This window comes from Pedobacter mendelii, from assembly GCF_014635725.1.
In the GTDB taxonomy this organism is placed as follows: Bacteria; Bacteroidota; Bacteroidia; order Sphingobacteriales; family Sphingobacteriaceae; genus Pedobacter; species Pedobacter mendelii.
Map to the genome: position 1 here is coordinate 69,917 of NZ_BMDJ01000010.1, position 24,631 is coordinate 94,547.

The 24,631-nt window shown below is 34.6% G+C and carries 25 protein-coding genes; 11 read left to right on the top strand and 14 right to left on the bottom strand.

All coding sequences use genetic code 11. The annotated features are described in order from the left end of the window. Positions 1-24: 24 nt before the first annotated feature. From IEV50_RS15785 to IEV50_RS15805, 5 genes are all read right to left on the bottom strand, one after another. The gene (locus tag IEV50_RS15785) at positions 25-930 is read right to left on the bottom strand and encodes a glycosyltransferase (RefSeq protein ID WP_188416154.1); all 906 of its coding nucleotides are present in this window, start codon (positions 928-930) and stop codon (positions 25-27) included. A 132-nt stretch (positions 931-1,062) separates the two neighbouring features. After that, positions 1,063-1,473: a GxxExxY protein gene (locus IEV50_RS15790; RefSeq protein ID WP_188416155.1), complete on the bottom strand. Its 411-nt coding sequence runs from the start codon at positions 1,471-1,473 to the stop codon at positions 1,063-1,065. Between the two features lie 106 nt (positions 1,474-1,579). Further along, positions 1,580-2,341: a class I SAM-dependent methyltransferase gene (locus tag IEV50_RS15795; RefSeq protein WP_188416158.1), complete on the bottom strand. Its 762-nt coding sequence runs from the start codon at positions 2,339-2,341 to the stop codon at positions 1,580-1,582. Between the two features lie 17 nt (positions 2,342-2,358). After that, positions 2,359-3,006, bottom strand: a complete 648-nt coding sequence (locus IEV50_RS15800; RefSeq protein WP_188416160.1) for a class I SAM-dependent methyltransferase — start codon at positions 3,004-3,006, stop codon at positions 2,359-2,361. Beyond that, positions 3,003-4,322 (bottom strand): flippase, encoded by a 1,320-nt coding sequence (locus tag IEV50_RS15805; protein ID WP_188416162.1) that lies wholly within the window; start codon positions 4,320-4,322, stop codon positions 3,003-3,005. Before IEV50_RS15805 ends, IEV50_RS15800 begins: the two co-directional genes overlap by 4 nt. A gap of 108 nt (positions 4,323-4,430) precedes the next feature. On the opposite strand from IEV50_RS15805, the gene IEV50_RS15810 reads away from it, so the two are divergent. Next, a complete protein-coding gene (locus IEV50_RS15810; RefSeq protein ID WP_188416164.1) occupies positions 4,431-5,330 on the top strand; it encodes a hypothetical protein in 900 nt (299 codons plus the stop codon). Between the two features lie 15 nt (positions 5,331-5,345). On the opposite strand, the gene IEV50_RS15815 is transcribed toward IEV50_RS15810, so the two are convergent. The 4 genes from IEV50_RS15815 to IEV50_RS15830 form a co-directional block, all read right to left on the bottom strand. After that, positions 5,346-5,864: a DinB family protein gene (locus IEV50_RS15815; protein ID WP_188416166.1), complete on the bottom strand. Its 519-nt coding sequence runs from the start codon at positions 5,862-5,864 to the stop codon at positions 5,346-5,348. Positions 5,865-5,885: 21 nt separating this feature from the next. Beyond that, on the bottom strand, positions 5,886-6,584 hold the full coding sequence (locus IEV50_RS15820) for a YjjG family noncanonical pyrimidine nucleotidase (RefSeq protein WP_188416419.1): 699 nt from the start codon (positions 6,582-6,584) through the stop codon (positions 5,886-5,888). A 119-nt stretch (positions 6,585-6,703) separates the two neighbouring features. Beyond that, on the bottom strand, positions 6,704-7,351 hold the full coding sequence (upp, locus tag IEV50_RS15825) for a uracil phosphoribosyltransferase (protein ID WP_188416168.1): 648 nt from the start codon (positions 7,349-7,351) through the stop codon (positions 6,704-6,706). A gap of 80 nt (positions 7,352-7,431) precedes the next feature. Continuing rightward, positions 7,432-7,944, bottom strand: a complete 513-nt coding sequence (locus IEV50_RS15830; protein ID WP_188416170.1) for a DUF6702 family protein — start codon at positions 7,942-7,944, stop codon at positions 7,432-7,434. Between the two features lie 90 nt (positions 7,945-8,034). Here IEV50_RS15830 and IEV50_RS15835 point away from each other — a divergent pair, with 90 nt between their 5' ends. From IEV50_RS15835 to IEV50_RS15855, 5 genes are all read left to right on the top strand, one after another. Next, positions 8,035-8,619 (top strand): HupE/UreJ family protein, encoded by a 585-nt coding sequence (locus tag IEV50_RS15835; protein WP_188416172.1) that lies wholly within the window; start codon positions 8,035-8,037, stop codon positions 8,617-8,619. A 12-nt stretch (positions 8,620-8,631) separates the two neighbouring features. Continuing rightward, positions 8,632-11,004: a M1 family metallopeptidase gene (locus IEV50_RS15840; RefSeq protein WP_188416173.1), complete on the top strand. Its 2,373-nt coding sequence runs from the start codon at positions 8,632-8,634 to the stop codon at positions 11,002-11,004. 224 nt (positions 11,005-11,228) lie between these two features. After that, entirely contained in the window at positions 11,229-13,271 is a 2,043-nt protein-coding gene (gene uvrB / locus IEV50_RS15845; protein WP_188416175.1) for an excinuclease ABC subunit UvrB, read from the top strand. Between the two features lie 23 nt (positions 13,272-13,294). Continuing rightward, positions 13,295-13,492 (top strand): YwbE family protein, encoded by a 198-nt coding sequence (locus tag IEV50_RS15850; RefSeq protein WP_188416177.1) that lies wholly within the window; start codon positions 13,295-13,297, stop codon positions 13,490-13,492. Between the two features lie 87 nt (positions 13,493-13,579). Further along, a complete protein-coding gene (locus IEV50_RS15855) occupies positions 13,580-13,828 on the top strand; it encodes a DUF4834 family protein (protein ID WP_188416179.1) in 249 nt (82 codons plus the stop codon). A gap of 19 nt (positions 13,829-13,847) precedes the next feature. On the opposite strand, the gene IEV50_RS15860 is transcribed toward IEV50_RS15855, so the two are convergent. The 5 genes from IEV50_RS15860 to IEV50_RS15880 all read right to left on the bottom strand — a co-directional run bounded on the left by IEV50_RS15860 (position 13,848) and on the right by IEV50_RS15880 (position 17,820). Continuing rightward, entirely contained in the window at positions 13,848-14,291 is a 444-nt protein-coding gene (locus tag IEV50_RS15860; protein ID WP_188416181.1) for an SRPBCC family protein, read from the bottom strand. A 21-nt stretch (positions 14,292-14,312) separates the two neighbouring features. Next, a complete protein-coding gene (locus IEV50_RS15865) occupies positions 14,313-15,239 on the bottom strand; it encodes a TIGR01777 family oxidoreductase (RefSeq protein WP_188416183.1) in 927 nt (308 codons plus the stop codon). A 2-nt stretch (positions 15,240-15,241) separates the two neighbouring features. After that, positions 15,242-16,057, bottom strand: a complete 816-nt coding sequence (locus tag IEV50_RS15870; RefSeq protein ID WP_188416185.1) for a DCC1-like thiol-disulfide oxidoreductase family protein — start codon at positions 16,055-16,057, stop codon at positions 15,242-15,244. Between the two features lie 111 nt (positions 16,058-16,168). After that, positions 16,169-16,678, bottom strand: coding sequence for a GbsR/MarR family transcriptional regulator (locus IEV50_RS15875; protein ID WP_188416187.1), 510 nt, complete (start codon positions 16,676-16,678; stop codon positions 16,169-16,171). A 47-nt stretch (positions 16,679-16,725) separates the two neighbouring features. Continuing rightward, positions 16,726-17,820, bottom strand: a complete 1,095-nt coding sequence (locus IEV50_RS15880; RefSeq protein ID WP_188416189.1) for an alginate lyase family protein — start codon at positions 17,818-17,820, stop codon at positions 16,726-16,728. 131 nt (positions 17,821-17,951) lie between these two features. Between IEV50_RS15880 and IEV50_RS15885 the strand changes: the two genes are divergently transcribed. The 5 genes from IEV50_RS15885 to IEV50_RS15905 all read left to right on the top strand — a co-directional run bounded on the left by IEV50_RS15885 (position 17,952) and on the right by IEV50_RS15905 (position 24,631). Continuing rightward, positions 17,952-20,447 carry a YfhO family protein gene (locus IEV50_RS15885; RefSeq protein WP_188416190.1) on the top strand — a complete coding sequence of 832 codons (2,496 nt, stop codon included), beginning with the start codon at positions 17,952-17,954 and terminating at the stop codon, positions 20,445-20,447. A gap of 340 nt (positions 20,448-20,787) precedes the next feature. After that, positions 20,788-21,642, top strand: a complete 855-nt coding sequence (locus tag IEV50_RS15890) for a UDP-2,3-diacylglucosamine diphosphatase (protein WP_188416192.1) — start codon at positions 20,788-20,790, stop codon at positions 21,640-21,642. A 24-nt stretch (positions 21,643-21,666) separates the two neighbouring features. Further along, a complete protein-coding gene (locus tag IEV50_RS15895) occupies positions 21,667-22,656 on the top strand; it encodes a glycosyltransferase family protein (RefSeq protein WP_188416194.1) in 990 nt (329 codons plus the stop codon). A gap of 135 nt (positions 22,657-22,791) precedes the next feature. Further along, positions 22,792-23,772 (top strand): DUF6427 family protein, encoded by a 981-nt coding sequence (locus tag IEV50_RS15900; protein WP_188416196.1) that lies wholly within the window; start codon positions 22,792-22,794, stop codon positions 23,770-23,772. 124 nt (positions 23,773-23,896) lie between these two features. Next, a complete protein-coding gene (locus tag IEV50_RS15905; protein ID WP_188416198.1) occupies positions 23,897-24,631 on the top strand; it encodes a type III pantothenate kinase in 735 nt (244 codons plus the stop codon).

Below are 24,631 nucleotides of genomic sequence, written 5' to 3' on the forward strand. Positions count from 1 at the left end.
TATGAAACAAGATCCGTTCTTCGCTTAACTTTTATTCATCTTTTCCTTAACAAATCGCTTTATTCTTTCCCAAAGATTTCCTTTACGGTTTGACAAGAAGTTTTTTATGGTTTGATAAGCTGCAGGATTTTCTCCAATTACAGCAGGAAATTCGGTTATTGGTTTAGGGTTGATGATAACATTATAAATATCGTTAATGCCTGAATGAACGCCTGTTCCGTCGTGTCCAATGTTATTAACTAATGATTGGGACGGATTTAACGTTAAACCACCCTTTAAAAAGATTGAAGCGTACCAACGAATTGCCCAGCTATTATTTTTGCCACTTTTGAATTCCTGCATCTGTTTCCAAAAATTCATGGTATTATCAATAGCAAAGGCTGATTTTTTCTTCCCATCAAATTGTTTTATCAAGCTATCAATATCCGGTTCAAAATTTTTCCAGGCCCTTGCCCAGGTTGCCCAACCCCAACTTGTTGCTGCTCTATAAAAAAATGTTTCTGGAAGTTCGTCGTGTTTTAACGGATACATATATGCACCGATATGCATCACTTTATCTTCATTTGCGTACCGAGTTAAACCTTCGTTAAAATAGGTTAAGGTATGCGGAGAGGTAACTAAGTCATCTTCAAAAACAATTACTTTTCCATAATCATTTATTAATTGGGTAACGCCAGCAATAACCGAGTTTGCTAAACCGGAGTTTGTTTTACGTTCTATAACTTTTACCGATTTAAAGCCATCAATTTTATTAATAATAGCCCTAACTTCTGCAACTTTCTCCTCATCCTGCTTGGTTTTGGCTCCATCAGAAAATATAAACAATTTACTTTCTGTTGCAAGATTATTCTGCTGCAGAAACTTAATGGTTCGTTCGGTATGTTTTGGACGATTGTAAACAAATAGTGCTATAGGAGCGAGGTTTTGCATGTTAGTTTTTTGCCATTTAAGAAATTGCTAATTTCTAGTTTAATATATTTTTTTTCTAATGAGTAAGGTATTGCAATTTAAATCTTTACCATTTAAGGAATATAAGATTCATATAAGTTGGATGCAAAAATATTAATAAATGGATTCGTAGATCTCGTTTACATAAGTTTTTTGCCCCTCATTAAAAATGTGTAAGCAATTAAAATTTATCATTAATCCCATTGGCTGTTTCAATAGTTTCATGTAAGTTAATAATTGAGCAACATGAATAGGCTGAACTCGCTCCACAGACTTGAACTCGACAATCAGGGTATCTTCAATCAACAAATCACAACGTAATTCTGCATCTAGCTCTAATCCTTTATAATTTATGGGTATAGTCATCTCAGATTTAAAACTAACATTTCTCGATTTTAGTTCATGAATCATGCATTTATGATACGTACACTCTAGCAAACCTGGACCCAAGGCCTTATGAACTTCAATAGCTGCTCCGTTTACTTTGTAAACTAAATTTTTTAAATAGTCTCTGGTCAATATCATATTATTCTATTTAGAAAAAAAAACTTAAAATGGATGTTTTTATGAATAGAGACTTAATGAAATATGAGCTTATATTTTCTTACATTTCTTATATGGTATGTTGAATTTAAAATATATGCAGATTAGAATCCGATTTTTGCGTTAAAACTGTATATGCATTAGCAAATTGTTCCTGCTTTTTTCTCCCTAAAAAATTTCCTAAAGCCTTTTTAATACGATACTCTAACTCAATTTTTAAATTTTTGCTAAAAGTTTTTGGTGCCTTTCTGTTAACAAACTCATTAAATTTAACAGTTTCTGGGGTTGTCATTGAAACCTTATCCTGTAAAATTTCCAGGCCTTCGCTCTGCAGTAAAAATCGAAGTGAAGTTGGGGTGTACATGTTAATATGACCATAATCTAAAAAATGTTTCATTCTAGAATCTACACCAAAACGATAATCTTTCGGCACTTCTACAACCAGGTATTTTGCAACCCTTTTTAGCTCACGAAGTAAAATTCTTTCATGCTCCACGTGTTCTAAAACATGTGCAAGAATTACTAAATCAAAGATATCATCTTCATAAGGAATCTTATATCCATCAAATGTTTGCGCTTCCTTTAGTAATGATAATTTTCTGTCTTTAATAATATCAACGCCGCTTTGTGCAATTTCCAAAGCATATAATTCGGGTGCAAACTTCCACTCGTTTAGGAAATGAAGGATACTTCCATCACCAGCACCAACTTCTAAAACCTTTTTTGGCTTAATCGCTTTGCAAACATCAACAATGTTTTGTGCTTTGTATTTTGCGCCAAGCATTCGCCAGGCTACATCGCTATTGGTGTAAAAATTATCGTAGGCAGTTTTTACTTCTTCGCTAATCATAAATCAAAATATGAAGTTTAAATGCCTAAACAGTTGTCTGCTTTGTAAAAAACCGATGTTGCTTTTTCATAAAACAAGCCTGGCGAAATTCCGCTGAAACTGATTTCTTTAAAGCCTTTCTCTTGCAGGAAAATTCTTGCTTGGTGGTATGTTCGGCGTTCACTATCATCCAAAACTAGTACTCCATTTGCTGATAAAGCATCTATACTATATTTACAACAGTTTACTCTATCGCGACCATCAACAATAATAATGTCGAATTTCTTATTCAGTAAAGTTGCCTTTTTAGCATATTCACCATCTCGCTCCAAATGGCAAAAAATCATTTCTGCATTTGCCGGACTGCTATTTTTAACTTTATCAAACCAACCTTTATCATGCTCTACAGCGGTTACTGTACCGGCCCGTTCTGCATAAAATAATGTAGAATTGCCTGAACCATATTCGAAAATATGATGGGTTTTTTCTATTCGAAAGTTGATAAAATCGATAAACGAATAGGTTACCCACGGAAGCGCATTGCCTTTTCCATCAACCGCCTGCTTTTTATCAAATGCGGTAAACCAGCCAATGCTGTTTAAGTAGCCTTTGTGTCCGTATGATAATAATGCTTTAAGCCTGTTAGGCTTTGCAATTAATGTTGTTAATGCTTTTATAGTACTCAATGTTTAAATATTTTTTGAAATGCTGTGACCAAAAATAATGATTTTAACATCATTATACCTTGTTGACGGGTTTTCGGGATTAATAAAAGGTAGAAAGTGGAAACAAAACATGCAATTAGGGTAGCTAATGAAGCTCCTACTCCGGCATATTTGGGAATAAGCCAAAGGTTTAAAAGGATGTTTACAATAGCGCCTGCTGCTGTTCTATAAAAAGAAATTTTAGTATATCCTTCAGCAATAAGATATTGAGAACTTGCCATTCCTAAAAAGACAAAAATACCCGACCAGATATGGATTGAAAGCATTATTCCGGCACCGTCGTATTTTCCACTGTAAGCTATGTGAATAATATCAGCGGCAAAAAAACTAATAAACAAGGCTATAGGAATATTGATATACACTAATAAATCGTAAAGATTCCCCAAGCGTTTTTGATACCTTACTAAATCAGTTTTACGGGCATTAAGTAAAGCTGGAAAAACAGATGTTATTATTGCGGTTGGTATAAAATACCAGGCCTCACTTAAGTTTTGCGCACTGCTGTAAATTCCTACTGCTTTGCTTCCAACGCTCTTCAACATTACCACATCAATCTTCATATAAATCGTAACCATCACCGCAGAAAGTATAAGCGGCGAGGATTTTTTTAATAATAATTTTGCTCTTGTTTTATTAAAACTCCAATTAAATATGTTTAAGCCTCGTTTTTGATAGGCGGTAATTAATCCAATTGCTAAAACAACAGCATCCAATATATATGCCACAACGATATAAATTAACGGCAAACTGAAAGCTATTATTAAAATCTTGAAAATGGAGGTAACTACTAAACTAACGTTCTGCACCTGAACAACATATTTGGATTGAACCTGAGATTGAAAATAAGAATCAATAACATTAAACGACTTGAAAAAAGATGCAAATGAAAGTAATGCGATTAACAATACAAGTGATTCTCCGGGGTTTGACGATAAGGAATGACTAATTAAATAAATTCCGATGGCAACGGGAATTAGCAAACCATTCGTAATTATTCTTAACCACAAAGAAGTGCCTAATATTTCATCTCTTTTGTCAGGCTCCTGAATAACTTCACGGACGATAAATGTATCAAGTCCTAAACCGCCAACGGCTGCTAATATGGCCACCAAAGATAATCCGAAACTTAAATCTCCAAATAAAATTGGCCCTAAGTACGTCGTTATAGCAAGATTTACCATCAGGCTGATAATCTTTCCAAACATCAACCAACCCGTATTTTTTAGATACTTGTTAAATGCTTCCTCATCAAAACCTTTTATGGCGGGTAATTTCATTAACGCAAAGATGTAAAAAATTGTTTGTCGCTTTATAACCTATATATAATTGTAAAGAAAACATTTATAGCAATTAAAGCGTTAATAATTAAACTAATATAATAGGTTATGAAACAATTCAGAATTATCTCCTGCGTTTTCTCCTTTCTATTAATTTTTACAGCGTGTAAAAAAGATAGTGATGCTGTTAAAGAACCTGAAATTTCCGAAACCTGGCAGGAACATTGGTTTGAACACAATCAATTACTCAATAGCGTTTTTTCTAATGATGATTTAATCGTTTTCTACGATAAGGATGTAAATAAATCCGTTACCTGGCCCAACGAATATTTAACAAAAGTTTGGCAATATACCAAAACTGTTTACGGTGGTTTTGGTTCAAATAAAAAACTATATGCAATTTTTCATACTGGCAAATATGGTGGAGGGCATCCTTCAAATTATTTTGAAGCCAGCCATGATAATAGAAATGTGATTGATGTTGGGCTAGTAGATCCCAAAGCGTGGGAGGGATTTACAGCAAATGAAAAAGACATTGTAACTCACGAAGTTGGCCACATTGTAGAATTTGCTTCCAAAGGAAAACACAACTCGCCAGCCTTTAAAATTTGGGGCGATAGTAAGTGGATGGAAATTTATCAGTACGATGTGTATAAAAATCTGGGTATGACGAGTGATGCAGAGCGTTGGTATAACAAGTGCATGGCTACTGTTGATAACTTCCCTAAAGCAAATACACAGTGGTTTAAAAACTGGTTTTATCCAATATATTCAAAAAATGGAGGTACAGCTGCGCTAAATAAATTCTTTGTTTTGTTATCAGAAAACTTTCCTTCCAATGGAACAGACTATTCAAGAGATATGAATTTTGGCGAATTTGTGCATTTTTGGAGTGGTGCGGCGGGTGTAAATTTAAAAGCACAGGCAACAATTGCTTTTGGCTGGACCACTGATATGGAAAATCAATTTAATAAAGCCAGAACAGATTTTCCAAATGTGAAATATTAGTTTTATTCTTGAAAATTACAAACCGAAGCTTTTTTCTATGCGAATCAATTGCTTTAGATGATGTTTTAAATGGATTTCAGTAAATCGAAACCACTGTTTTGCATTTAAATACCCTAACCTTGGGTGCTTTGTCTTCGAATGCAAATTTGCTGTAGCAATTAATGGATAGGTTAAATCCAATGCTTTTTCGAATTCTAAAATAAAATCTAGTGCTTCAGCTTTGCTTATTTTCTTTACCCTTTCGGCCAATCTTTTTGGTACTTTGTATTTCTTTGCTGGAGGGAAAGAACCAAAAAACAGAATCAGTTTTACGGCAAAATGTGTTGGTTGATTTTCTCCTTTTCCTTGTGCAGCATTTTCTAGCGCTAAAAGCGAAAGTAAACTCGCATCGAAGATATGAGCATAAACTTCGCTGTAACTCCAGCCGTTTATAGGTGGCGTTATTTGAAAAACATCATCAGAGTACGAAGAAAGTTTGGCCTTGTACGCATCAATAATATGGTGAAGTGAAATTTTAACTTTGCTCGAATTCATACATAAAGGTAGCAGATAAGCTTAGAATAAAGATAGTAACTCCTTTAAATGAATAATTTCTTTGTTAACATCTGCAGGTTTTTCTTTTTTGGTTGGATTAAAAAAAATGGCTTCCATGCCAAAGTTCAGTGCACCATAAACGTCAGCTTCTAAACTATCACCAATCATTATACTTTCTTCCTTAACCGCTTTGGCTTTATTTAAAGCATGTTCGAAGATAACCGGGTTAGGTTTGTTAGCACCAACATCTTCTGATATGATAACATTTTTGAAATAAGGGTTTAATCCAGAAAGATTCATTTTGGTTAATGTAGTTTCTTTAAACCCATTGGATATGATGTGAAGTGTATATTTCTCTTTTAAGTAAGTCAATACGTTTTCTGCTCCATCAAACAAATTTGTTTTAGTTGGCGAAATGCTTACATAATCATCTTCAAACTGATTAGGAACGGCATCTGGCCGTACGCCCAACTGAAGAAAAGTTTTATTGAACCTTTCTGCTCTTAAAAAATCTTTGGTAATTTTTCCTAAGTGATAATCTGCCCAAAGCTGGTGGTTATTTTCGGTATAGGTGCTTATAAATTCTTCACAAGATTTTAATCCCAATTCGTGAAGATTATAAATCTGATACAGTTCATTTAAAGTTTCTTCTGCATTACGGTCAAAATCCCAAATGGTATGGTCTAAATCGAAGAAAATGTGTTTTTTGTTTTTCAAAATTGTCGAATTGTTAAAACATTGAACTGTTAAAACGTTGAAATGTTTGGGTTGGATATTAAATTATGATGAATAAATCCTGGTCTTGCTAAAACTCCGCAAATCCTGTTAAATAATCTTCGTTAAATTTTTTCACCGTAAGCTAAATCACCTGCATCACCTAAACCCGGTACAATGTAAGCTTTGCTAGTCATTTCCTCATCAATTGCACCAAGCCATAGTTTAGCTTTTGGCAGGTTTGCTTTAACATGAGCAATACCTTCTACGCTGGCAATGGCTGCTACAATATGTAATTCTGCAACTTTATATCGATTCATTAATTCTTTACAGCACATTACCATACTTTGCCCTGTAGCAAGCATTGGGTCGGCCATTATCAGCACTCTTCCATCTAAATCAGGTGTTGAGATGTAATCCATTTGAATAATAAAATCGCCATTCTTTTTTACTTTTCTATATGCAGAAATAAAGCAGCACTCAGCCTTATCAAAAATATTTAGCAAGCCTTGCTGCAGCGGTAAACCAGCACGTAAAATTGTAGCCAATACGGGTTGTGTTTCCAAAATATCACATTGTGAAATTCCTAATGGAGTTGTTACTTCTTTGGGGATAAATTTGAGGGATTTACTGATTTCAAAAGCAAAAAACTCACCCAGTCGCTCCATGTTTTTGCGAAAACGCATAGAATCTTTTTGGATAGTTTCATCACGCAATTCGGCAATAAAAGTATTGGCGATAGATTTAGTCTTGCTTAAATCGAATGTTATCATAATTATTTAGTCTGCATATTTAACCATCGTACAGAAATTTTTATTGGCTAGTGCTAATTTTTTAATCCAACAATAAGTAATTAAAAACTTGCTGTAAAAGTTTTATCGGGATATAAAATTTTTGTGCTTTTTCTTACGCCACCGTTTACTACATGAACAATGCTCATTTGATCATCAAACATGTCGTATAAAATCGTACTGCTTACATCGATAGATTTAGGAGCATTAATTTTTTCTACTTCTAAATAAATATTTGTGGCTTCATGATCTTGCTCAAAGCCAATATAATTTAGCGCTACAACTTTGCCGTTGGTCTTAATCTGTAGATGCGATAACAAGTATTTCTTAATTAAATTATCCATTTGCGTTTTAAGCTCAGGTTTGGAAAGATCCGTTTTTTGCTTGTATAGTTTTGCCAAAACGGATTCAAAATCATCACTAAACACCCGGGTACTAATTTCTAGGGTTTTATCTTTGCCATTAACATTTACTTCTGTTGTACTTACATGTAGCGGATGCTTCAATCCTTTTGTATTGCTAATAAGTGCAAAAACTAAAAATAAGGTAACAAATTTGGTATTTAAGAAATGCATTTATACTGATTTTGCCTTTTTTATAATTAAAACTTTAATTTTATGCAATCAAAAATACTAAAGCTTCGCTCACAAAGCTAATTTATTATAATGCCGTTACAAGATTTTATCTTTTATTTTAAATTAGGATGGGAACACATCATAAGTGCCGATGCTTTAGATCATCAGTTGTTTATTTTGGCTTTAGTAGCCATTTATAGCTACCATAATTTAAAGCAAGTTTTAATTTTGGTAACTGCTTTTACAATTGGGCATTCGTTAACTTTATTTTTAAGTGTTACCGATGTTATCCGTTTTGAAAGCAAGTGGGTAGAGTTTTTAATTCCGTGTACAATTGTTTTTACCGCGGTTAGTAATTTACGCAGGAAAGATTTCTCTTTAAAATCTGTAAAAATAAATTATTACCTGGCTTTAGTTTTTGGATTGATACACGGTATGGGCTTCGCAAATTCGATAAGAATTATGTTGGCGAAAGATCAAAAAATTGGCTGGGGGCTTTTCGGCTTTAATGTTGGTTTAGAAGCCGGACAAATTTTTATGGTTATTATTATCTTAGCAGTTAATTTTTTAATTTTTAATTATAGTAAAATAAGGCGTCCGAGTTGGGTCTTGTTTGTATCAGCAGCCGTATTCAGCCTGGCTTTAAAAATGGCTTTAGAAAGAATCCCATTTTAATAGAATATAAAGATGAATAAACTATTTACATTAACAGGTTTAATGGCTTTTGCTGGTAGCTTGGCAATGGCTCAAAACATTCAAAACAATCCCGGTAGTAACCATGGAAACAAATTTGAACAGTTGGGAACCATTTTGCCTACACCGAATGAACAGCGTACCGCTAGTGGTGCACCGGGTGTAAAATACTGGCAGCAGCGAGCAGATTACAATATTAAATGTTCGCTTGATGAAAAAAATCTGTTGTTAACCGGAAGCGAAACCGTAACCTACACCAATAATTCGCCCGATCCATTAACTTATATTTGGTTGCAGCTAGATGAAAACGAGCATAGTACCGATAAGAGTTCAAATTATCAGGATGCAACAAAATTACCTATGGTGGGTACAACGCAAAGCATCGAAAAATTAAGCTCAACAGCTAATAATGGTTTTGGTATTAATGTTTTAAAATTAACGGATGCAACCGGAAAAAAATTAATCTATACCGTTAATAAAACGATGATGAGAATTGATTTGCCTGTGGCTTTAAAAACAGGGCAGAAATATATTTTTAATATCGATTGGAATTACAAAATTACCGATAGAATGTCTGTTGGTGGTCGTGGTGGTTACGAATTTTTCCCTGCAGATGGGAACTATTTGTTTACGATGACACAGTGGTATCCTCGTTTATGTGTTTATAGTGATTTCCAGGGCTGGCAAAATCACCAGTTTACTGGTAGAGGAGAATTTGCCTTAACTTTTGGCGATTTCAAAGTACAAATGACTGTTCCTGCAGATCATTTAGTTGGTTCAACAGGCGAATGTATTAACTATAGTGCTGTTTTAAATTCTGCTCAGTTAAGCAGATATAATGCTGCTAAAACGGCAACTGCCCCGGTAGAAATTCAAACACTTGCCGAAGCTAAAACTGCTGAAGGTAAAAAGGCAAGCGGAACTAAAACCTGGGTTTTCCTGGCAAATAATGTTCGCGATTTCGCCTGGACTGCCTCACGAAAATTTATTTGGGATGCAATGCCTCAAAAAATTGCTGCCAATAATAATACCGTAATGTGTATGAGTTTTTATGGAAAGGAAGCCTATAATTTATACAGCAAATTTTCTACACGTGCCGTAGCACATACCATAAAAACCTATTCTGATTTTACAATCCCTTACCCTTATCCGGTAGCACAAAGTATCGAAGCCGCAAATGGTATGGAATACCCAATGATTTGTTTTAATTATGGACGTACAGATGCTGACGGAACTTATAGCGAAAGCACTAAAAACGGTATGTTAGGCGTAATTATACACGAGGTTGGACACAATTTTTTCCCAATGATTGTAAATAGTGATGAGCGCCAGTGGACCTGGATGGATGAAGGCTTAAACTCTTTCGTTGAATATTTAACTGAAGAGCTTTGGGATAATACTTTTCCAAGTAAAAAAGGACCGGCTTATACAATTGTTGATTACATGAAACTACCTAAAGATGAGTTGGAGCCAATTATGACTAACTCTGAAAACATCGCTCGCTTTGGTCCGAATGCATATTCAAAACCAGCAACTGGTTTAAATATTCTTCGTGAAACCATTATGGGCAGAGAACTTTTTGATTATGCTTTTAAAGAATATTCGAGAAGATGGGCTTTTAAACATCCTCAACCTGCAGACCTTTTTCGAACCATGGAAGATGCAAGTGGTGAAGATTTAGATTGGTTTTGGAGAGGCTGGTTTTACGGAACTGAGCCATGCGACATCGCACTGGACACGGTAAAGTTTGCAAAAGCAGATTTCCCAACTACAATTCCTGAAGCAAGAGCAAGAATGATAAAAGTTGATAAACCTGCGGTAAATGCATTTCAGGATATTTCAAAAATCAGAAACCGTGACGATAAAAAGATTAGTTTCTATGCCGATAAAACCCCTGCAGCACAAGATTTTTATTACAAATACGATAGGGGCTTAGTTTCTGTAGATACTGCAATCGCGATTAAAACCCAAGGCTCAATGCCTTTTGAAGCCGTTCCGACAGCTGAACAGCAGAAATATGAAAATAAATTCTTCTACGAATTGGATTTCAGCAATAAAGGTGGTTTAGTTATGCCGATTATTGTTGAATTTACCTATAAAGATGGTTCAAAAGACATCGATAGAATCCCTGCACAAGTATGGAGACATGATGAATTAAAAACTTCAAAATTTTATGTAAAGGATAAAGAAGTAGAATCTATTTTAATTGACCCATTAAGAGAAACAGCTGATATCGATACCTCTAACAATACTTGGGGCGGTAAGGCAAAAGAAAGTAAGTTTAAGGTTTTCAAAGCTAAAGCGGCATCTTCAGTTCGCGGCCAATCTGTTGGGGTAAACCCAATGCAAAAGGCTGCGGGTAAATAACAGATTTTATTGTTTATCTATATGACAAAGCCTCGTTGAAAATCAGCGGGGCTTTGCTTTTTGGTGTTTTATTTTGAATTTACATAGCTTTTGTTTTGAATTTGTATAATTAATTTCGTTCACTAATGTATTGTTCTCCTCAATTAAAACCTAAATAGTAATGAACTTTCCTGACTTTCGGCTGTTTAGTCTTTACGCTCTAAATCGTATATTTGATACAGTCTATGAAATTTAAAATCACATCCGCATATCAACCAACCGGAGATCAACCCGGAGCCATAAAACAACTTGTAGATGGTGTAAATTCGAACGAAAACTATCAGACTTTATTGGGTGTTACCGGCTCTGGAAAAACTTTTACAGTGGCCAACGTTATAGAGCAGACTCAAAAGCCAACACTTATTTTAAGTCATAACAAAACTTTAGCCGCTCAGCTTTATGGAGAGTTTAAAAATTTTTTCCCCGATAATTCGGTAAATTATTTTGTTTCGTATTACGATTATTATCAGCCTGAAGCTTTCATTGCATCAAGCAATACTTATATAGAAAAAGATTTAAGCATCAACGAAGAAATAGAGAAACTTCGCCTACGTACAACTTCTGCTTTAATGAGCGGTAGGAGAGATGTTATTGTAGTTTCTTCCATCTCCTGTATTTATGGTATGGGGAATCCTGAAGATTTTTCAAGAATGGTTTTCCGTTTTGGAGTTGGGTTGCGGATTTCAAGAAATTCTTTTTTGCATAGTCTTGTAGAAATTATGTACGCCAGAACAACGACCGAATTCAAACGCGGAACTTTTAGGGTTAAAGGTGATACAGTTGATATTTACCCTGCATATTTAGATCATGCTTATCGGGTTTCTTTCTTTGGCGATGATATTGAAGAGCTTTCTGCAATCGACCCGGTTTCTGGTAAAACCATAGAAAAGCTAGAAGATATGGCGATTTATCCTGCTAACCTCTTCGTAACGCCTAAAGATAGATTCAACCAATCTATATGGGGAATTCAAGAAGAATTAGAAATCCGTAAAAATCAGCTTATTGCCGACAGGCATTTATTAGAAGCGAAGCGTTTGGAAGAAAGAACTAATTTCGATATCGAAATGATGAAAGAATTGGGTTACTGTTCTGGTATCGAAAACTATTCACGTTTTTTTGATGGACGTTCGCCAGGTATGCGTCCTTTCTGTTTACTGGATTATTTTCCTGATGATTACTTAATGGTTATCGATGAAAGTCATGTTACAGTGCCTCAAATCAGGGCAATGTATGGTGGCGACAGATCTCGGAAGCTGTCGTTAGTAGAGTATGGTTTCCGTTTGCCTGCTGCTTTGGATAATCGCCCTTTAAATTTTACAGAATTTGAAGCTTTGGCTCCTCAAACCATTTACGTAAGTGCAACACCTGCCGATTATGAATTGGAAAAATCGGATGGTGTAGTTGTAGAACAGGTTATTCGCCCTACCGGATTGTTAGATCCTGTAATTGAAATAAGGCCGGCAATTAATCAGGTTGATGATTTGTTGGATGAAATAGACATTACTATAAAACAAGGCGGACGTATTTTAGTAACAACATTAACCAAAAGAATGGCTGAAGAGTTAACCAAATACATGGATAGGTTAAACATTAAAACGCGGTATATTCACTCCGAAATCAAAACTCTAGAGCGGGTTGAGATTCTTCGTGGATTGCGTTTAGGTGAATTTGATGTGCTTATTGGAATTAACTTGTTGCGTGAAGGTTTGGATTTACCTGAAGTAACTTTGGTTGCCATTTTGGATGCCGACAAAGAAGGGTTTCTTCGTTCAGAAAAATCATTAATTCAAACCATAGGCCGTGCGGCAAGAAACGATAAAGGCCGTGTAATTATGTATGCTGATGGCATAACAGATAGTATGGAGAAAACAATCTCTGAAACCAATCGCCGTCGGGATATCCAAATAGCTTATAATTTGGAGCATGGAATAACACCAATGACTGTTGGGAAATCTCGCGAAGCAATTTTAGAGCAAACTTCTGTTTTAGATTTCTCACAAAAAGCAAGCGATAATAAAGCAAGAGCCTATATAGAAAATGCAGAAATTAGCATCGCTGCAGACCCAATTGTTCAATATATGGGGAAAAGTGAATTGCAGAAAGCAATTGATAATACCAAAAAAGAAATGCAAAAGGCTGCAAAAGATATGGATTTTTTACAAGCTGCAAAACTGCGGGATGAAATGTTTGCTTTGGAAAAAATGTTTAATGAGAAGTTTGGGAAATAGAAAAAATTGTGCCTTAAAATAATATGGACGGACAAAATAGAAAAGATATTTACCCGGGTTTGGAAGTTGGAATAATTCTTAAAAAAGACCAACGCAGTGGAAATGTTACCTACGGGATTGTTAAAGATTTATTAACTTCATCTTTATTCCATTCCAGAGGTATAAAGGTAAGACTTGATGACGGACAAGTTGGAAGGGTTTGTGAAATCGTTGAGGATTGATAATTTGTAATTCAATTGCAATTAATCCATCAAAAAGTAACAAAACAAGCGTTGCTACGTCTATATTTGTACAAATAGTTTAAAAGAATGCCATTAATTAAATTCCTTTTTATAACCGTATTAATACTTTGGATAATCAGAATATTGATTCGTCTTCTTCTACCAATGCTTTTTGGTAATCTTGCAAGCAAAATGCAACAACAAGCCACTGGGCAACAACAGCAACCTAAAAAAAAACCTGAAGGATCCATTTCAATCGATTATATGCCGCCAAAACCCGATCAGGGGAAAACGGATAAACTTGGTGATTTTGTAGATTATGAAGAAGTTAAATAAAATTTAAGTCCTGTTTAATTCAGGTTTTTTTGTTTTCTGCAAATTGCTTAATTACCATATTTCTTTTAGTTAATAGTTTTTTCATATAAATTTTTAATAAAAGTTCTTCCACCAGCCAACCCATAAAACCAAAAGGCATTCCAAATTCGAATACATCTATCATTTCAGTTTTATCGCCAATTTTATCAAAACGATGCAGGTGTTTCATAAACTTAAATGGTCCTCTTTTCATTTCATCGGTAAAGTTTAATGGTTTTTCCATTTTTGTAATTTTCGTTGCTAGCCTAAGTTTAAGACCAAAATGCTCGGCTTCCCAAGTTACTGATTCACCCAAATCGATTAATCCATTGGTTTTTCCTGCTATTGCTTTTTCCTTTGAGTTCGACATCGATTGAAGGTGGAGATCAATGTTTCTCGATAAATCAAAACATTTGTCAATAGGTGCGTTTATTATCGTTTTCATTTTAATTTAGCTTTTACCTTCCTAAACCCTTAAACTCAAAATATCATTAAAGGCATCATTAATATCTCCATATTGAAACTTAAATCCTGAATTTATAAGAATTGCTGGGTTAACCCATCTGCTTTTTAAAATCAACTCGGTTTCTGTGCCTATAAATTTTGCGCCGATTTCCAATAACCAAGCGGGTGCCGGCAAACCGAAAGGCATTCCATAAGCCATTCTTAAGGTTTTCATCATTTCTGTATTTTTAACTGCATTTGGTGCAGTACAATTTACAGCTCCCTCAATTTCTACATGTTCAATTAACCACTCTACACTTCGTGCCACATCTTGCTCATGAATCCAACTAACATATTGTTCGCCAGCACCTTGCTTGCCACCCATTCCAACTTTAACTAAATTTAAAAGTCTTGGAAATGCACCATCTTTTCTGCCCATTACAATTCCCATTCTAAGTGCAATTTTTCGTGTTTTTGGATTTGTTGGCTCGAAAAATATTTCCTCCCAGGTTCTGCAGACATCAATAGAAAATCCATAACCGATTTCGCCGGTTAAATCATCCTGAGGCTTATCTTCTGCGTGGCGATAAATTGTCGCAGAGGTTACATTAATCCAGAGTTTTGGTGGATTTGATAATTTGTTTAAAACCTGGTTTAGCAATTGCGTTGGGAAAATTCTTGAATTTATTATTTCTTCCCGATTTTTATCTGTGTACCTGCAGTTCACATTTTTTCCACATAGGTTAATTAATAAATCTGCATCATTAAGTTCTTTAGTCCAGCTGCTTTCAGTTTTTCTATCCCAAACCAATGTTTTTATATTTCTATTCTCAGTTTTTGGTTTTCTGGCTAAGATTATAATTTCATTGGCCATGATACTAAAGTGTTTCGCTAAAACACCACCTAAATATCCACTACCACCTGCTAATATGATTTTATTGTATTTCATAATTATATGATGAAGATTAAACCTAAAACAATTAAACGATATATTACCCAGCTAAAGCTCATCAATAAACTTAGCTTTAATATTTTACTTCGACGTATATGCTCAAAAAGCATCAAGCCTGCAATCATCAAAAAATAAGCTATGAAAAACAGTTGGGGAATGTCAATCCATTTTACCACTTGTAAAGGGATAATAAGTAGCAAAGCCCCGGCGAAAGAAATTGTCATCATGTTACCCAAATACTCCCACAGCTTTTCTTTTCTGTAGATAAAAATGATTATTCCTTGAAAAAATAGTTGTCCGCCGCAGATTAAATATTCCCTATACATAACTCCTAAAGGAACAAAATCAGTTAGTAAATGAGCATAATCTGTTAAAAGATAAGCGGTAACAAACCAGGTAAACAATAGATAGGCAATTCGGTATTGAATTTTAAAATCAGGTTGAACTATATTTGGTTTTATTTCTGCAGGAATGATAACTTTTCTGTTGTAAGATATAAAGGCGTAAATTTTCTGCATTAACCAGATAAAGGGATTGAAGGCAAATAATGGTTTAAATAAAGGCATTGCATTTCCAATAATTTTAAACAAACTTTTTATTCCATACGTTACTTCACCATTCTCTGTATCAACTAGGGCGATTTCATTAGCTGCTCTTTTCTTATCAATAAGCGGGCAAATGTAGTCTGGTGTATTTTGATAAGCTTCCCGTCCGTTTTTAGGAAGCATATTTAATTTTGTAAATGCTTTGGTGTAAGCGTGGCACATAGGGCACTCTTCATCGAAAAGGATTACATGGTTTGCTAGTGTTTTCATAATATTTATGTTTTTAAATTTTCAGTAAATAATGAAAGTTATAATTAAAAAATAAAGCCAATATGGCTTTGGGTTGTCATTAGCATATTCAAGCTAAATTTTACCTTAATACTAAGGTTTGAAGACTTTTAATATAGAATTTAAAAACCAGTTTTGGTCTGCTTTGAGCATGGCTTCCATAGTTTTATCTACACTCTTCGCTAATTTGTTAATATCTGATACAGACTTTTGAAAAGTTTTAAACTCAGGATCTTTCTCCTCGCCGGTTACGGAAGACAATTCACTCAGAATTTTTAAAACTGGTTCTAATTCACGTTTCTTGCGTTCTTTAGCAACCTGGCGGGCAATATTCCAAACATCTTTATCTGCAAAAAAATATTCTTTGCGCTCTCCTGCTTTGTGCTGCTTTTCAACCAGTCCCCAACCAATTAAATCGCGAACGGTCATGTTCGTATTTCCCCTAGATATGCTCAACTGTTCCATAATATCTTCGGTGGTAATTGCTTCAGGAGAAATTAATAGTAAAGCATGTACCTGCGCCATGGTACGGTTTATTCCCCATTCGGAGCCTAATTTACCCCAGGCCTCGATAAATTTTAATTTTCCTGCTGCTAATTCCATGAACAAATATAATTATTTTTATTAAAGTTTCAAAAATTATTGAAACTTTAATTGTTTGATTTTACTTTATACCTAATCTCGTCCATCAGCATTTGCCAATCTTTACCTTTTTCGTTTAAAGAAGAAAGCAAATTAGTTTGATTTAAATCGAAATAAACTGATAGTTTTAAAACTGGCAAAGCTAATGAAGGTTTAAACATTGTGCCAGGAGCGAAGCCTGGTTCATTATTTTTTGCCCTGTCTCTATCGAACTTTACGGTTGTATTTACGTATTCCTCATGCTGTTTTTCTCCTTTTATGTACGGTATTAACCACTCAACAGATTTTTTAATTGATGAAAGCTTTGGCGATTGATAGTTGTAGAAATCTTCACCCCCCGCTCTTTTTATCAACAATGCAAGTTTAAGCATTGGTTCTAAATCGTAAATGTGATAGTGCATGGCATCACGGTCTTTAAAATCTAAGCTGGTGCCATCTTCATTTAAATTAACTTCGATGTGTTTTTTAAATCTGTCAATTGTCCAGTCGATAAATTCTTTATTGTTTAGAGCGTAACCTATCTCACCAACTATTTTTAAGCGATGAGCATTCCAATTGTTAATGCCTGTACCTCGGTTTCTGTTCATCCGCTTACTATTAATCTCTGCGAGAGCAGTTCTTTTTAGCCAATCGGTAATAATAATTTTATCGCTTGCAGGAATATTTTCTTTAATTAAATCATAAGCTTCTATGGCATTATCCAAATTAGTATCATCAATTGGGTCTCCATTTGGCTGATTTAATTTTGCCCATGCAATAAGAAATTCATTAGACTTATTAAGATACTTTCTTTCACCAGTTATTTTAAATTCTAATGCTAAAATGAACATCTTATTCATATCTTTAAGCGCAAGGGCCGTTCTCTCTTTTTTAGGATTACCTTTCAATAAACCTTCTGTACGAATCGTATCGACAGGATTTGGCACTTCGTCCAGATAGGCATCAGCCAATATTTTAAAGTTAGCGTAAAGTTTTTTAGCACGTCCATCTTTTTTAATTTGCTGTTTTAGTGCAGTAATTTCTGTAGCATTTAAACTCACTAATTGTGCAAAAGAGACGCTTATCGAAAGTGAAAAAAGTAGAGTAATTGCTATAGTTTTCATGATAATTATTTCTGATGAGAGTTGATGTTTAAACAAATCTAAATTTTTAATGTGAAGGCTTTCAATTTATTCCTTTAATATACCGTTCAAATTTTTATTTTTGACGTTCGTTTAAACATAAACAATCCTTAATGAATAACTGGTTTAAAAACAATGGCACCCACCTAGCCATTATTGCAATTTTTGTAGTCATTTGTTTTGCCTACTTCAGTCCTGTTTTGCAGGGGAAAGCGCCTGCACAAAGCGATGTTATCCAATCCAAAGCCATGCAAAAGGAAATTATGGATTTCAGGACTAAGGATGGTAATGGCCCACTTTGGACTAACCAGATGTTTGGTGGAATGCCTGCTTATCAAATATGGGTACAATATGCGTATAACGGTGCAACCTATGGTATTGCTTTAATTACGAAAGCATTGCCAAATCCGGTTGGAACTGTAATGCTATTTCTGCTTGGTGCTTATTTTCTATTTATTGTGTTAAGGATAAATCCCTGGTTGGCTGCTGCGGGTGCAATCGCCTTTGCATTTACCTCATATAATTTTGTGCTCATTGCTACAGGCCACAGCAATAAAGCTTTAGCAATTGGTTTCTTTGCTCCAATTTTAGCAGGAATTATATTAACCTTTAGAGGGAGATACTGGTACGGCGCAAGTTTAACTGCATTGTTTTTAGCATTGGAAATCAGATCCAATCACGTGCAAATGACATATTATCTTTTCCTTGCAATATTAATTTTTGTTGGAATTGAGGTATATCAATCATATAAAGCTAAAATGCTTCCTGCTTTAGGAAAAGCTCTCGGATTTCTGAGCGTTGCAGTTTTAATTTCAGTTATGGTAAATGCAAGTTTATTATGGACAACTTCAGAATATGCTAAAGAAACTAATCGGGGCAAATCTAACTTAACTTCAGCAAATGCAGAAAAGGGAGCAGGTATGTCTAAAGAATATGCTTACGGTTGGAGCCAGGGTGTTGGAGAAACCTTTAGTTTTCTTATTCCAAATTTATATGGAGGTAAAACCAGTATTGATGAACTGGTGAAACCAGAAAGTAATATGTATAAGGCTGTTGCCGAAGTTACGGGTGGAGATCAGGGACAAACTATACAAGCAATTCAATCATTAGGTCAACAATTAAACATGCAAGAGTACTGGGGTGAGAAACCAAGTACCTCAGGCGGTTATTACTTTGGAGCTATAATTTGTTTCCTTTTTGTGTTTGGATTATTTATTGTTCGCAGCCGGTTAAAGTGGTGGATATTATCGACAACAATATTATTTATTTTACTTTCTCTTGGTAAGAACTTCCCGCTTGTAAGCGATCTGTTTTTCGATTATTTTCCATTGTACAACAAGTTTAGAGCAGTAGAATCTATTTTGGCTGTTGTTGGTTTATTAGTTCCTGTATTAGCATTCCTGGCCATAAAAGAAGCACAAGAGGGAAGTATCGATCAAAAAGTTTTAGTGAAAAAATTAATGTGGTCTGCGGGAATAGTTGGCGGTTTTGCCCTTATTGTAGCTTTAATTCCAACGTTGTTCTTTGGCTTTAAAACTTCCAATCATGCTGAGATTGTGCAAGCACTAACTCAAAGTTTGCAAAATAATGCAGCCATTGCACAAAAAATTGCGAATGGGTTAGTGGAGGATAGAATTTCTATTGCTCGTGCTGATGCGTTTCGTTCTTTCCTTTTTGTGGTCATTGGCTTCGGAATTGTTTGGGCATTTATCACTAAGAAAATGAATATGCAGTTTGCGTTTGGCTTATTAAGCCTTGCAATTTTAATAGATATGTGGCAGGTTGATAGAAGATATTTAAATAATAAAAACTTTGAAACGAAATCTACTTTAGAAAATTACTTTCAACCTCGTGATGTAGATAACTTTATTGCTGCAGATAAAGATCCTGATTTCAGGGTTTTTGATATGTCAATTTCAACATTTCAGGATGCAAGTACTTCTGCTTTCCATAAAACAGTTGGTGGTTACCATGCGGCTAAATTGAAACGTTATGATGAGCTCATTCAAAATCAATTCACAAAAAGCATCAATCAAGATGTTTTAGATATGTTGAATACTAAATACATCATCAGTCAGGATCAAAAAACAGGCTCATATAAAATGCAGCGTAACCCAACTGCTGCGGGCAATGCCTGGTTTGTTGGTAGTGTTCAATATGTAAAAAATTCTGATGAGGAGATGAAAGCCATCAGCAGTTTCGATGCAAAAAAAGAAGCTATTGTTGATGAAAGTTACAAAGGCTTAATGAACAGCAAAATTTTAGGCACAGGAGAAGAAGGCTTCATCAAATTGACAAACTACAACCCCGATCATTTAACCTACGAATACTCTACAGCTAAAGATGTAGTTGCAGTTTTCTCTGAAATTTACTACAACAAAGGCTGGAAAATGTATATCGATGGTGTTGAAAAACCTTATTTTAGAGCTGATTATGTATTACGTGCTGCTCAATTAGAAGCTGGGAACCATAAACTTGAATTCATCTTTCACCCTACATCATATTATACAGGCGAGAAGATTTCATTAGCAGGTTCTATTTTGTTGGTAATTGGTTTAGGATTTGGCTTCTATTCAGAAAACAAGAAAAAGAAACCAGTTAAAGCGTAAAAACAAGCTTTTAAACGAATAAATTTTATAAAATACCCATGGGCATATTTGCTTATGGGTATTTTTGTCTGATGTCATTTCAATATAATTATTAATCAAATGATTAAATTTAACAATATCATAACATTTGTTTGATATACAGTGTCTTACATTTGTATATAAAATCAGATGTAATGTTAGAATCATTCTTTGCGATTTGTCTTTTAGTCGTTGTACTTTATTTCTTTAGCCCTTTTGAGGTAAAACTCGATGAGGAAGAGGAATGGTAAAATAGCTTCTATATATTCAAACTGCTTTTTTAAAGCGGTATTAAAATTTCCTCCCCCTAAAATTCTCATTTATGGATAAAAGAAATGTCGATGTAGTCGTAATATCCGATGTACATTTGGGCACCTATGGTTGCCACGCAAAAGAACTTTTGAAATACTTAAAAACCATTAAGCCTAAAACACTTATTTTAAATGGTGATATTATTGATATCTGGCAATTTAGCAAAAGCTATTGGCCAGAATCTCACATGAAGGTAATCCGTAAGTTAATGAAGTTTGTTTCTGAAGGCGTAGAAGTTCATTATTTAACCGGAAACCACGATGAAATGTTAAGAAAATTTGATGGTATGGAAATGGGTTCATTTCATTTAGGAAATAAACTCATCATGGAAATCGACGGTAAGAAGGCCTGGTTTTTTCATGGAGATGTTTTTGATGTAACCATGCAACATTCTAAGTGGTTGGCAAAGATGGGGGCAGTAGGCTACGATACCCTAATTTTGATAAACAGTTTTGTAAACTGGATACTCAATGCATTTGGCCGGGAAAAAATGAGCTTTTCTAAAAAGATAAAAGCCAGGTTTAAGGATGCGGTAAAGTTTATCAATAGTTTTGAGCAGGTGGCTGCAGAACTAGCGATAGAAAAGGGGTACGAATATGTGGTTTGCGGTCATATTCATCAGGCTGAAAAGAGAGAAATTGTTACAGACAGTGGGAAAGTGACGTATCTAAATAGTGGCGATTGGGTTGAAAGTTTAACTGCCTTAGAATATAATGACCAAAGCTGGAGCATTTTTAAATACGAATATAAAGATTTTGTTAAGGATGAAATTGATGAAGGAATCCTTTCTGACGCAGAAGATTTAAAGAGCAAATTGGATATTAATTTACTTTTGCAAAATATAAAGTATGAAATTGCCCGATAATTTTAGATATTCGGTTTTTAACAAATGAAAATACTTTACGCAATACAAGGCACCGGAAATGGACACATTAGCAGGGCAAGAGAAATTATTCCCTTGCTTCAAAAATATGGTGAGCTGGATATTTTAGTTAGTGGTACCCAAGCCGACGTAAAATTAAGCCAGCCTGTTAAATATCAATTACATGGTTTCAGTTTCATTTTTGGAAAAAAGGGGGGCGTAGATCATTTCAGAACCTGGCTAAGTATGAATCTTTTCCGTTTCAGAAAGGATATGAGCCAGCTTCAGCTAAAAGATTACAACCTTATTGTTAATGATTTTGAACCCGTTAGCGCATGGGCTTGTAAGTTACAGGGCATAGAATGTGTCTCATTAAGTCATCAGGCTGCTTTTAAATCTAAAAAGGTTCCAAGACCAAGAACTATCGATTGGGGGAAAGTTATTCTTAGCCATTATGCGCCAACGAAATATCATATAGGATTTCACTTTGATAGGTACGACGATTTTATTTATACACCCGTTATTCGTTCAGAAATCAGGGCATTGGAAAGTAAAAACCTTGGTCATTATACGGTCTATTTACCGGCAGTTGATGATAAGCGGATAGTGAAGTTACTCGTTCAAATACCAAATGTTATCTGGCAGGTTTTTTCGAAACATAATAAAGAGGCTTATCAGGAGCAAAATGTTTATGTTGCGCCTGTTAATAACGAAAAATTTAATAAAAGCCTGGCAACTTGTGAAGGTTTATTTACCGGAGGTGGCTTTGAAGGACCTGCAGAAGCTTTATTTTTGGGTAAAAAACTTTTGGTTGCACCAATGCGTTTTCAGTTTGAACAACAATGTAATGCCTATGCTTTAAAGCAGTTTGGATTACCTGTAATTTGGGGAAGTGTAAAAAACTGGCTGCCAATAATTAAAGATTGGGTTGCAAAACCTCAACGGCATCAATTCAATTTTCCTGATGAAACTGCGAAAATTATTGATGATATGGTTAAAAAGTACGCAAGAGTTTAGCCAGTAAGCCATTTAGGGCTCAGAAGTTGTTTCTGCATCATGCTTTACACATAAACCTTCCACCGTCTTACCCTCTACCTTTTTTTGCTTTTCTCTTAAAATAATTTGTTTACTTTGCCCATTCTTTAGCATGGTATGATTAATCAGTTCAAAAAATTAAATCCCATTAACCTTATTTTATTGCTGGCGTATACATTTTTCATGCGTATTTTTATGTTTTATGAGATGCCAGCTCAGCTAAATTTCGATTTTCTTGAACCCTTTGCCAGATTACTTATTAATGTTAATTTGGAGAATGTATTCTCTTCTTCGGCCAATATATTTTTTGCGGGTATTTTAGTATTTACACAGGCTTTAATTTTTAACAGGATAATTAACAACCATAACCTTTTAGCCAAACCAAGCTTTTTACCAGCTTTAATGTATATAACAGGAGCCAGCTTGTTTTTACCATTCATGGTTTTAAGTCCGGCATTACTGTGTAACTTCTTATTAATATGGTTAATTGATAAATTTCTGAAGCTAAATAAAAGCCTGAATTCTATAACTACAGTTTTTGACATCGGGATGATTATAGCAATAGGAACATTGATTTACTTTCCGTTTATGGCCATGTTGGTCATGATTTTTCTATCCCTCATGCTTTTTCGTTCATTTAACTGGCGAGAATGGGTTGCAGGGTTAGTTGGTTTTTTAACTGTATTTTTTTTCCTGGCTGTATTTTATTTTTGGAAAGATAATCTGAGTTCGTTTTATCAAATCTGGAAGCCTTTGGGGAATAAATTCCCATCAGTTTTTAAAATAAATTATAATGATTACCTGGTTTTAATTCCTGTTGCCGTTATAATCATTTTAGCATCATTACAGCTTCGTGAAAACTTTTTCAGAAGTTTTATTAGTACCAGAAAAGGTTTTCAAATGCTGTTTTTTATGTTTCTGGTATCAGCTGCAAGTTTTTATCTTAAACCTGATTTTAGAACCTGGCATTTTTTGCTTGTTGTGACACCAGGCTCTGTATTATTGGCCTATTATTTCAGCAATGCTAAAAAGCGATGGTTTTACGAAACCTTATTTCTGCTCTTCATTATCTCGGTACAGTACTTTCTCTTTGTTTAACCTTTTTTAACAAAATGATGCCTCGAAACTTGTTAAAGATTAATAGCTTTGTGGCACAATTGTTAAGTTTTAAACTTTTCAATACAGGTTGTGATGATGAGGTAATTGATTCTTATTTAGATAAATGCATAATTTAAGTATTGATATTGGAAATACATCAACGAAGGTTGCCATTTTTGAAGGAAAGGAAATTGTACATTATCAACGCCTTAGCAAAATAACGGATAATGATTTAATCGATCTGATAGAAAAATTTAGCATCAAAAAATCGATAATTAGTACAGTTGATGAGGAAATAATATCTCTGGAAAACTTATTAAAAAGCAAAACAACTTATGTACGTTTTTCAGCTTTGCTTTCAAACGGTGTACAAAATAAATATAAAACTCCATCAACTTTAGGGTTAGACAGATGGGCTGGCATATTGGGTGCAAACGCAATATTTAGGACAAAGGCATGTTTAGTTATTGATGCCGGAACCTGTATAACCTACGATTTGCTTAACGCAAAGAGCGAATATTTCGGCGGCAGCATAAGCCCCGGAATAACCATGCGGTTTAAAGCTGTACACGAGTTTACGGGTAGGCTGCCTTTAGTGAATTGGGATGCTGAAAATAATATACCTAATGGAATTGATACAGTTTCGGCGATAAAAAATGGTGTTTTACAGGGTGTAAAAAATGAAATTGAAGGGTTTATAGCCCTTAATAATATAAAAGAAAGTGCCTTAAAGGTTATTATTACAGGTGGTGATGCTGATTTTTTGTTTAAGCAATTACAAAACAGCATCTTTGCGCCTCAAATAATAAAAGATCCTTACTTGGTATTAAAAGGATTAAATGAAGCTATTGCAGATTAG

What these genes read in the sequence shown, in the direction of transcription:
- IEV50_RS15860 (WP_188416181.1), bottom strand. Translation starts at nt 14,291, where the DNA reads ATGAAAACGATAATAAACGCACCTATTGACAAATGTTTTGATTTATCG.
- IEV50_RS15890 (WP_188416192.1), top strand. Translation starts at nt 20,788, where the DNA reads ATGGATAAAAGAAATGTCGATGTAGTCGTAATATCCGATGTACATTTG.
- IEV50_RS15805 (WP_188416162.1), bottom strand. Translation starts at nt 4,322, where the DNA reads ATGAAATTACCCGCCATAAAAGGTTTTGATGAGGAAGCATTTAACAAG.
- IEV50_RS15830 (WP_188416170.1), bottom strand. Translation starts at nt 7,944, where the DNA reads ATGCATTTCTTAAATACCAAATTTGTTACCTTATTTTTAGTTTTTGCA.
- IEV50_RS15905 (WP_188416198.1), top strand. Translation starts at nt 23,897, where the DNA reads ATGCATAATTTAAGTATTGATATTGGAAATACATCAACGAAGGTTGCC.
- IEV50_RS15785 (WP_188416154.1), bottom strand. Translation starts at nt 930, where the DNA reads ATGCAAAACCTCGCTCCTATAGCACTATTTGTTTACAATCGTCCAAAA.
- IEV50_RS15855 (WP_188416179.1), top strand. Translation starts at nt 13,580, where the DNA reads ATGCCATTAATTAAATTCCTTTTTATAACCGTATTAATACTTTGGATA.
- IEV50_RS15885 (WP_188416190.1), top strand. Translation starts at nt 17,952, where the DNA reads ATGAATAACTGGTTTAAAAACAATGGCACCCACCTAGCCATTATTGCA.
- IEV50_RS15880 (WP_188416189.1), bottom strand. Translation starts at nt 17,820, where the DNA reads ATGAAAACTATAGCAATTACTCTACTTTTTTCACTTTCGATAAGCGTC.
- IEV50_RS15810 (WP_188416164.1), top strand. Translation starts at nt 4,431, where the DNA reads ATGAAACAATTCAGAATTATCTCCTGCGTTTTCTCCTTTCTATTAATT.
- upp (WP_188416168.1), bottom strand. Translation starts at nt 7,351, where the DNA reads ATGATAACATTCGATTTAAGCAAGACTAAATCTATCGCCAATACTTTT.
- IEV50_RS15835 (WP_188416172.1), top strand. Translation starts at nt 8,035, where the DNA reads ATGCCGTTACAAGATTTTATCTTTTATTTTAAATTAGGATGGGAACAC.
- IEV50_RS15795 (WP_188416158.1), bottom strand. Translation starts at nt 2,341, where the DNA reads ATGATTAGCGAAGAAGTAAAAACTGCCTACGATAATTTTTACACCAAT.
- IEV50_RS15850 (WP_188416177.1), top strand. Translation starts at nt 13,295, where the DNA reads ATGGACGGACAAAATAGAAAAGATATTTACCCGGGTTTGGAAGTTGGA.
- IEV50_RS15815 (WP_188416166.1), bottom strand. Translation starts at nt 5,864, where the DNA reads ATGAATTCGAGCAAAGTTAAAATTTCACTTCACCATATTATTGATGCG.
- IEV50_RS15840 (WP_188416173.1), top strand. Translation starts at nt 8,632, where the DNA reads ATGAATAAACTATTTACATTAACAGGTTTAATGGCTTTTGCTGGTAGC.
- IEV50_RS15900 (WP_188416196.1), top strand. Translation starts at nt 22,792, where the DNA reads ATGATTAATCAGTTCAAAAAATTAAATCCCATTAACCTTATTTTATTG.
- uvrB (WP_188416175.1), top strand. Translation starts at nt 11,229, where the DNA reads ATGAAATTTAAAATCACATCCGCATATCAACCAACCGGAGATCAACCC.
- IEV50_RS15870 (WP_188416185.1), bottom strand. Translation starts at nt 16,057, where the DNA reads ATGAAAACACTAGCAAACCATGTAATCCTTTTCGATGAAGAGTGCCCT.
- IEV50_RS15895 (WP_188416194.1), top strand. Translation starts at nt 21,667, where the DNA reads ATGAAAATACTTTACGCAATACAAGGCACCGGAAATGGACACATTAGC.
- IEV50_RS15790 (WP_188416155.1), bottom strand. Translation starts at nt 1,473, where the DNA reads ATGATATTGACCAGAGACTATTTAAAAAATTTAGTTTACAAAGTAAAC.
- IEV50_RS15875 (WP_188416187.1), bottom strand. Translation starts at nt 16,678, where the DNA reads ATGGAATTAGCAGCAGGAAAATTAAAATTTATCGAGGCCTGGGGTAAA.
- IEV50_RS15865 (WP_188416183.1), bottom strand. Translation starts at nt 15,239, where the DNA reads ATGAAATACAATAAAATCATATTAGCAGGTGGTAGTGGATATTTAGGT.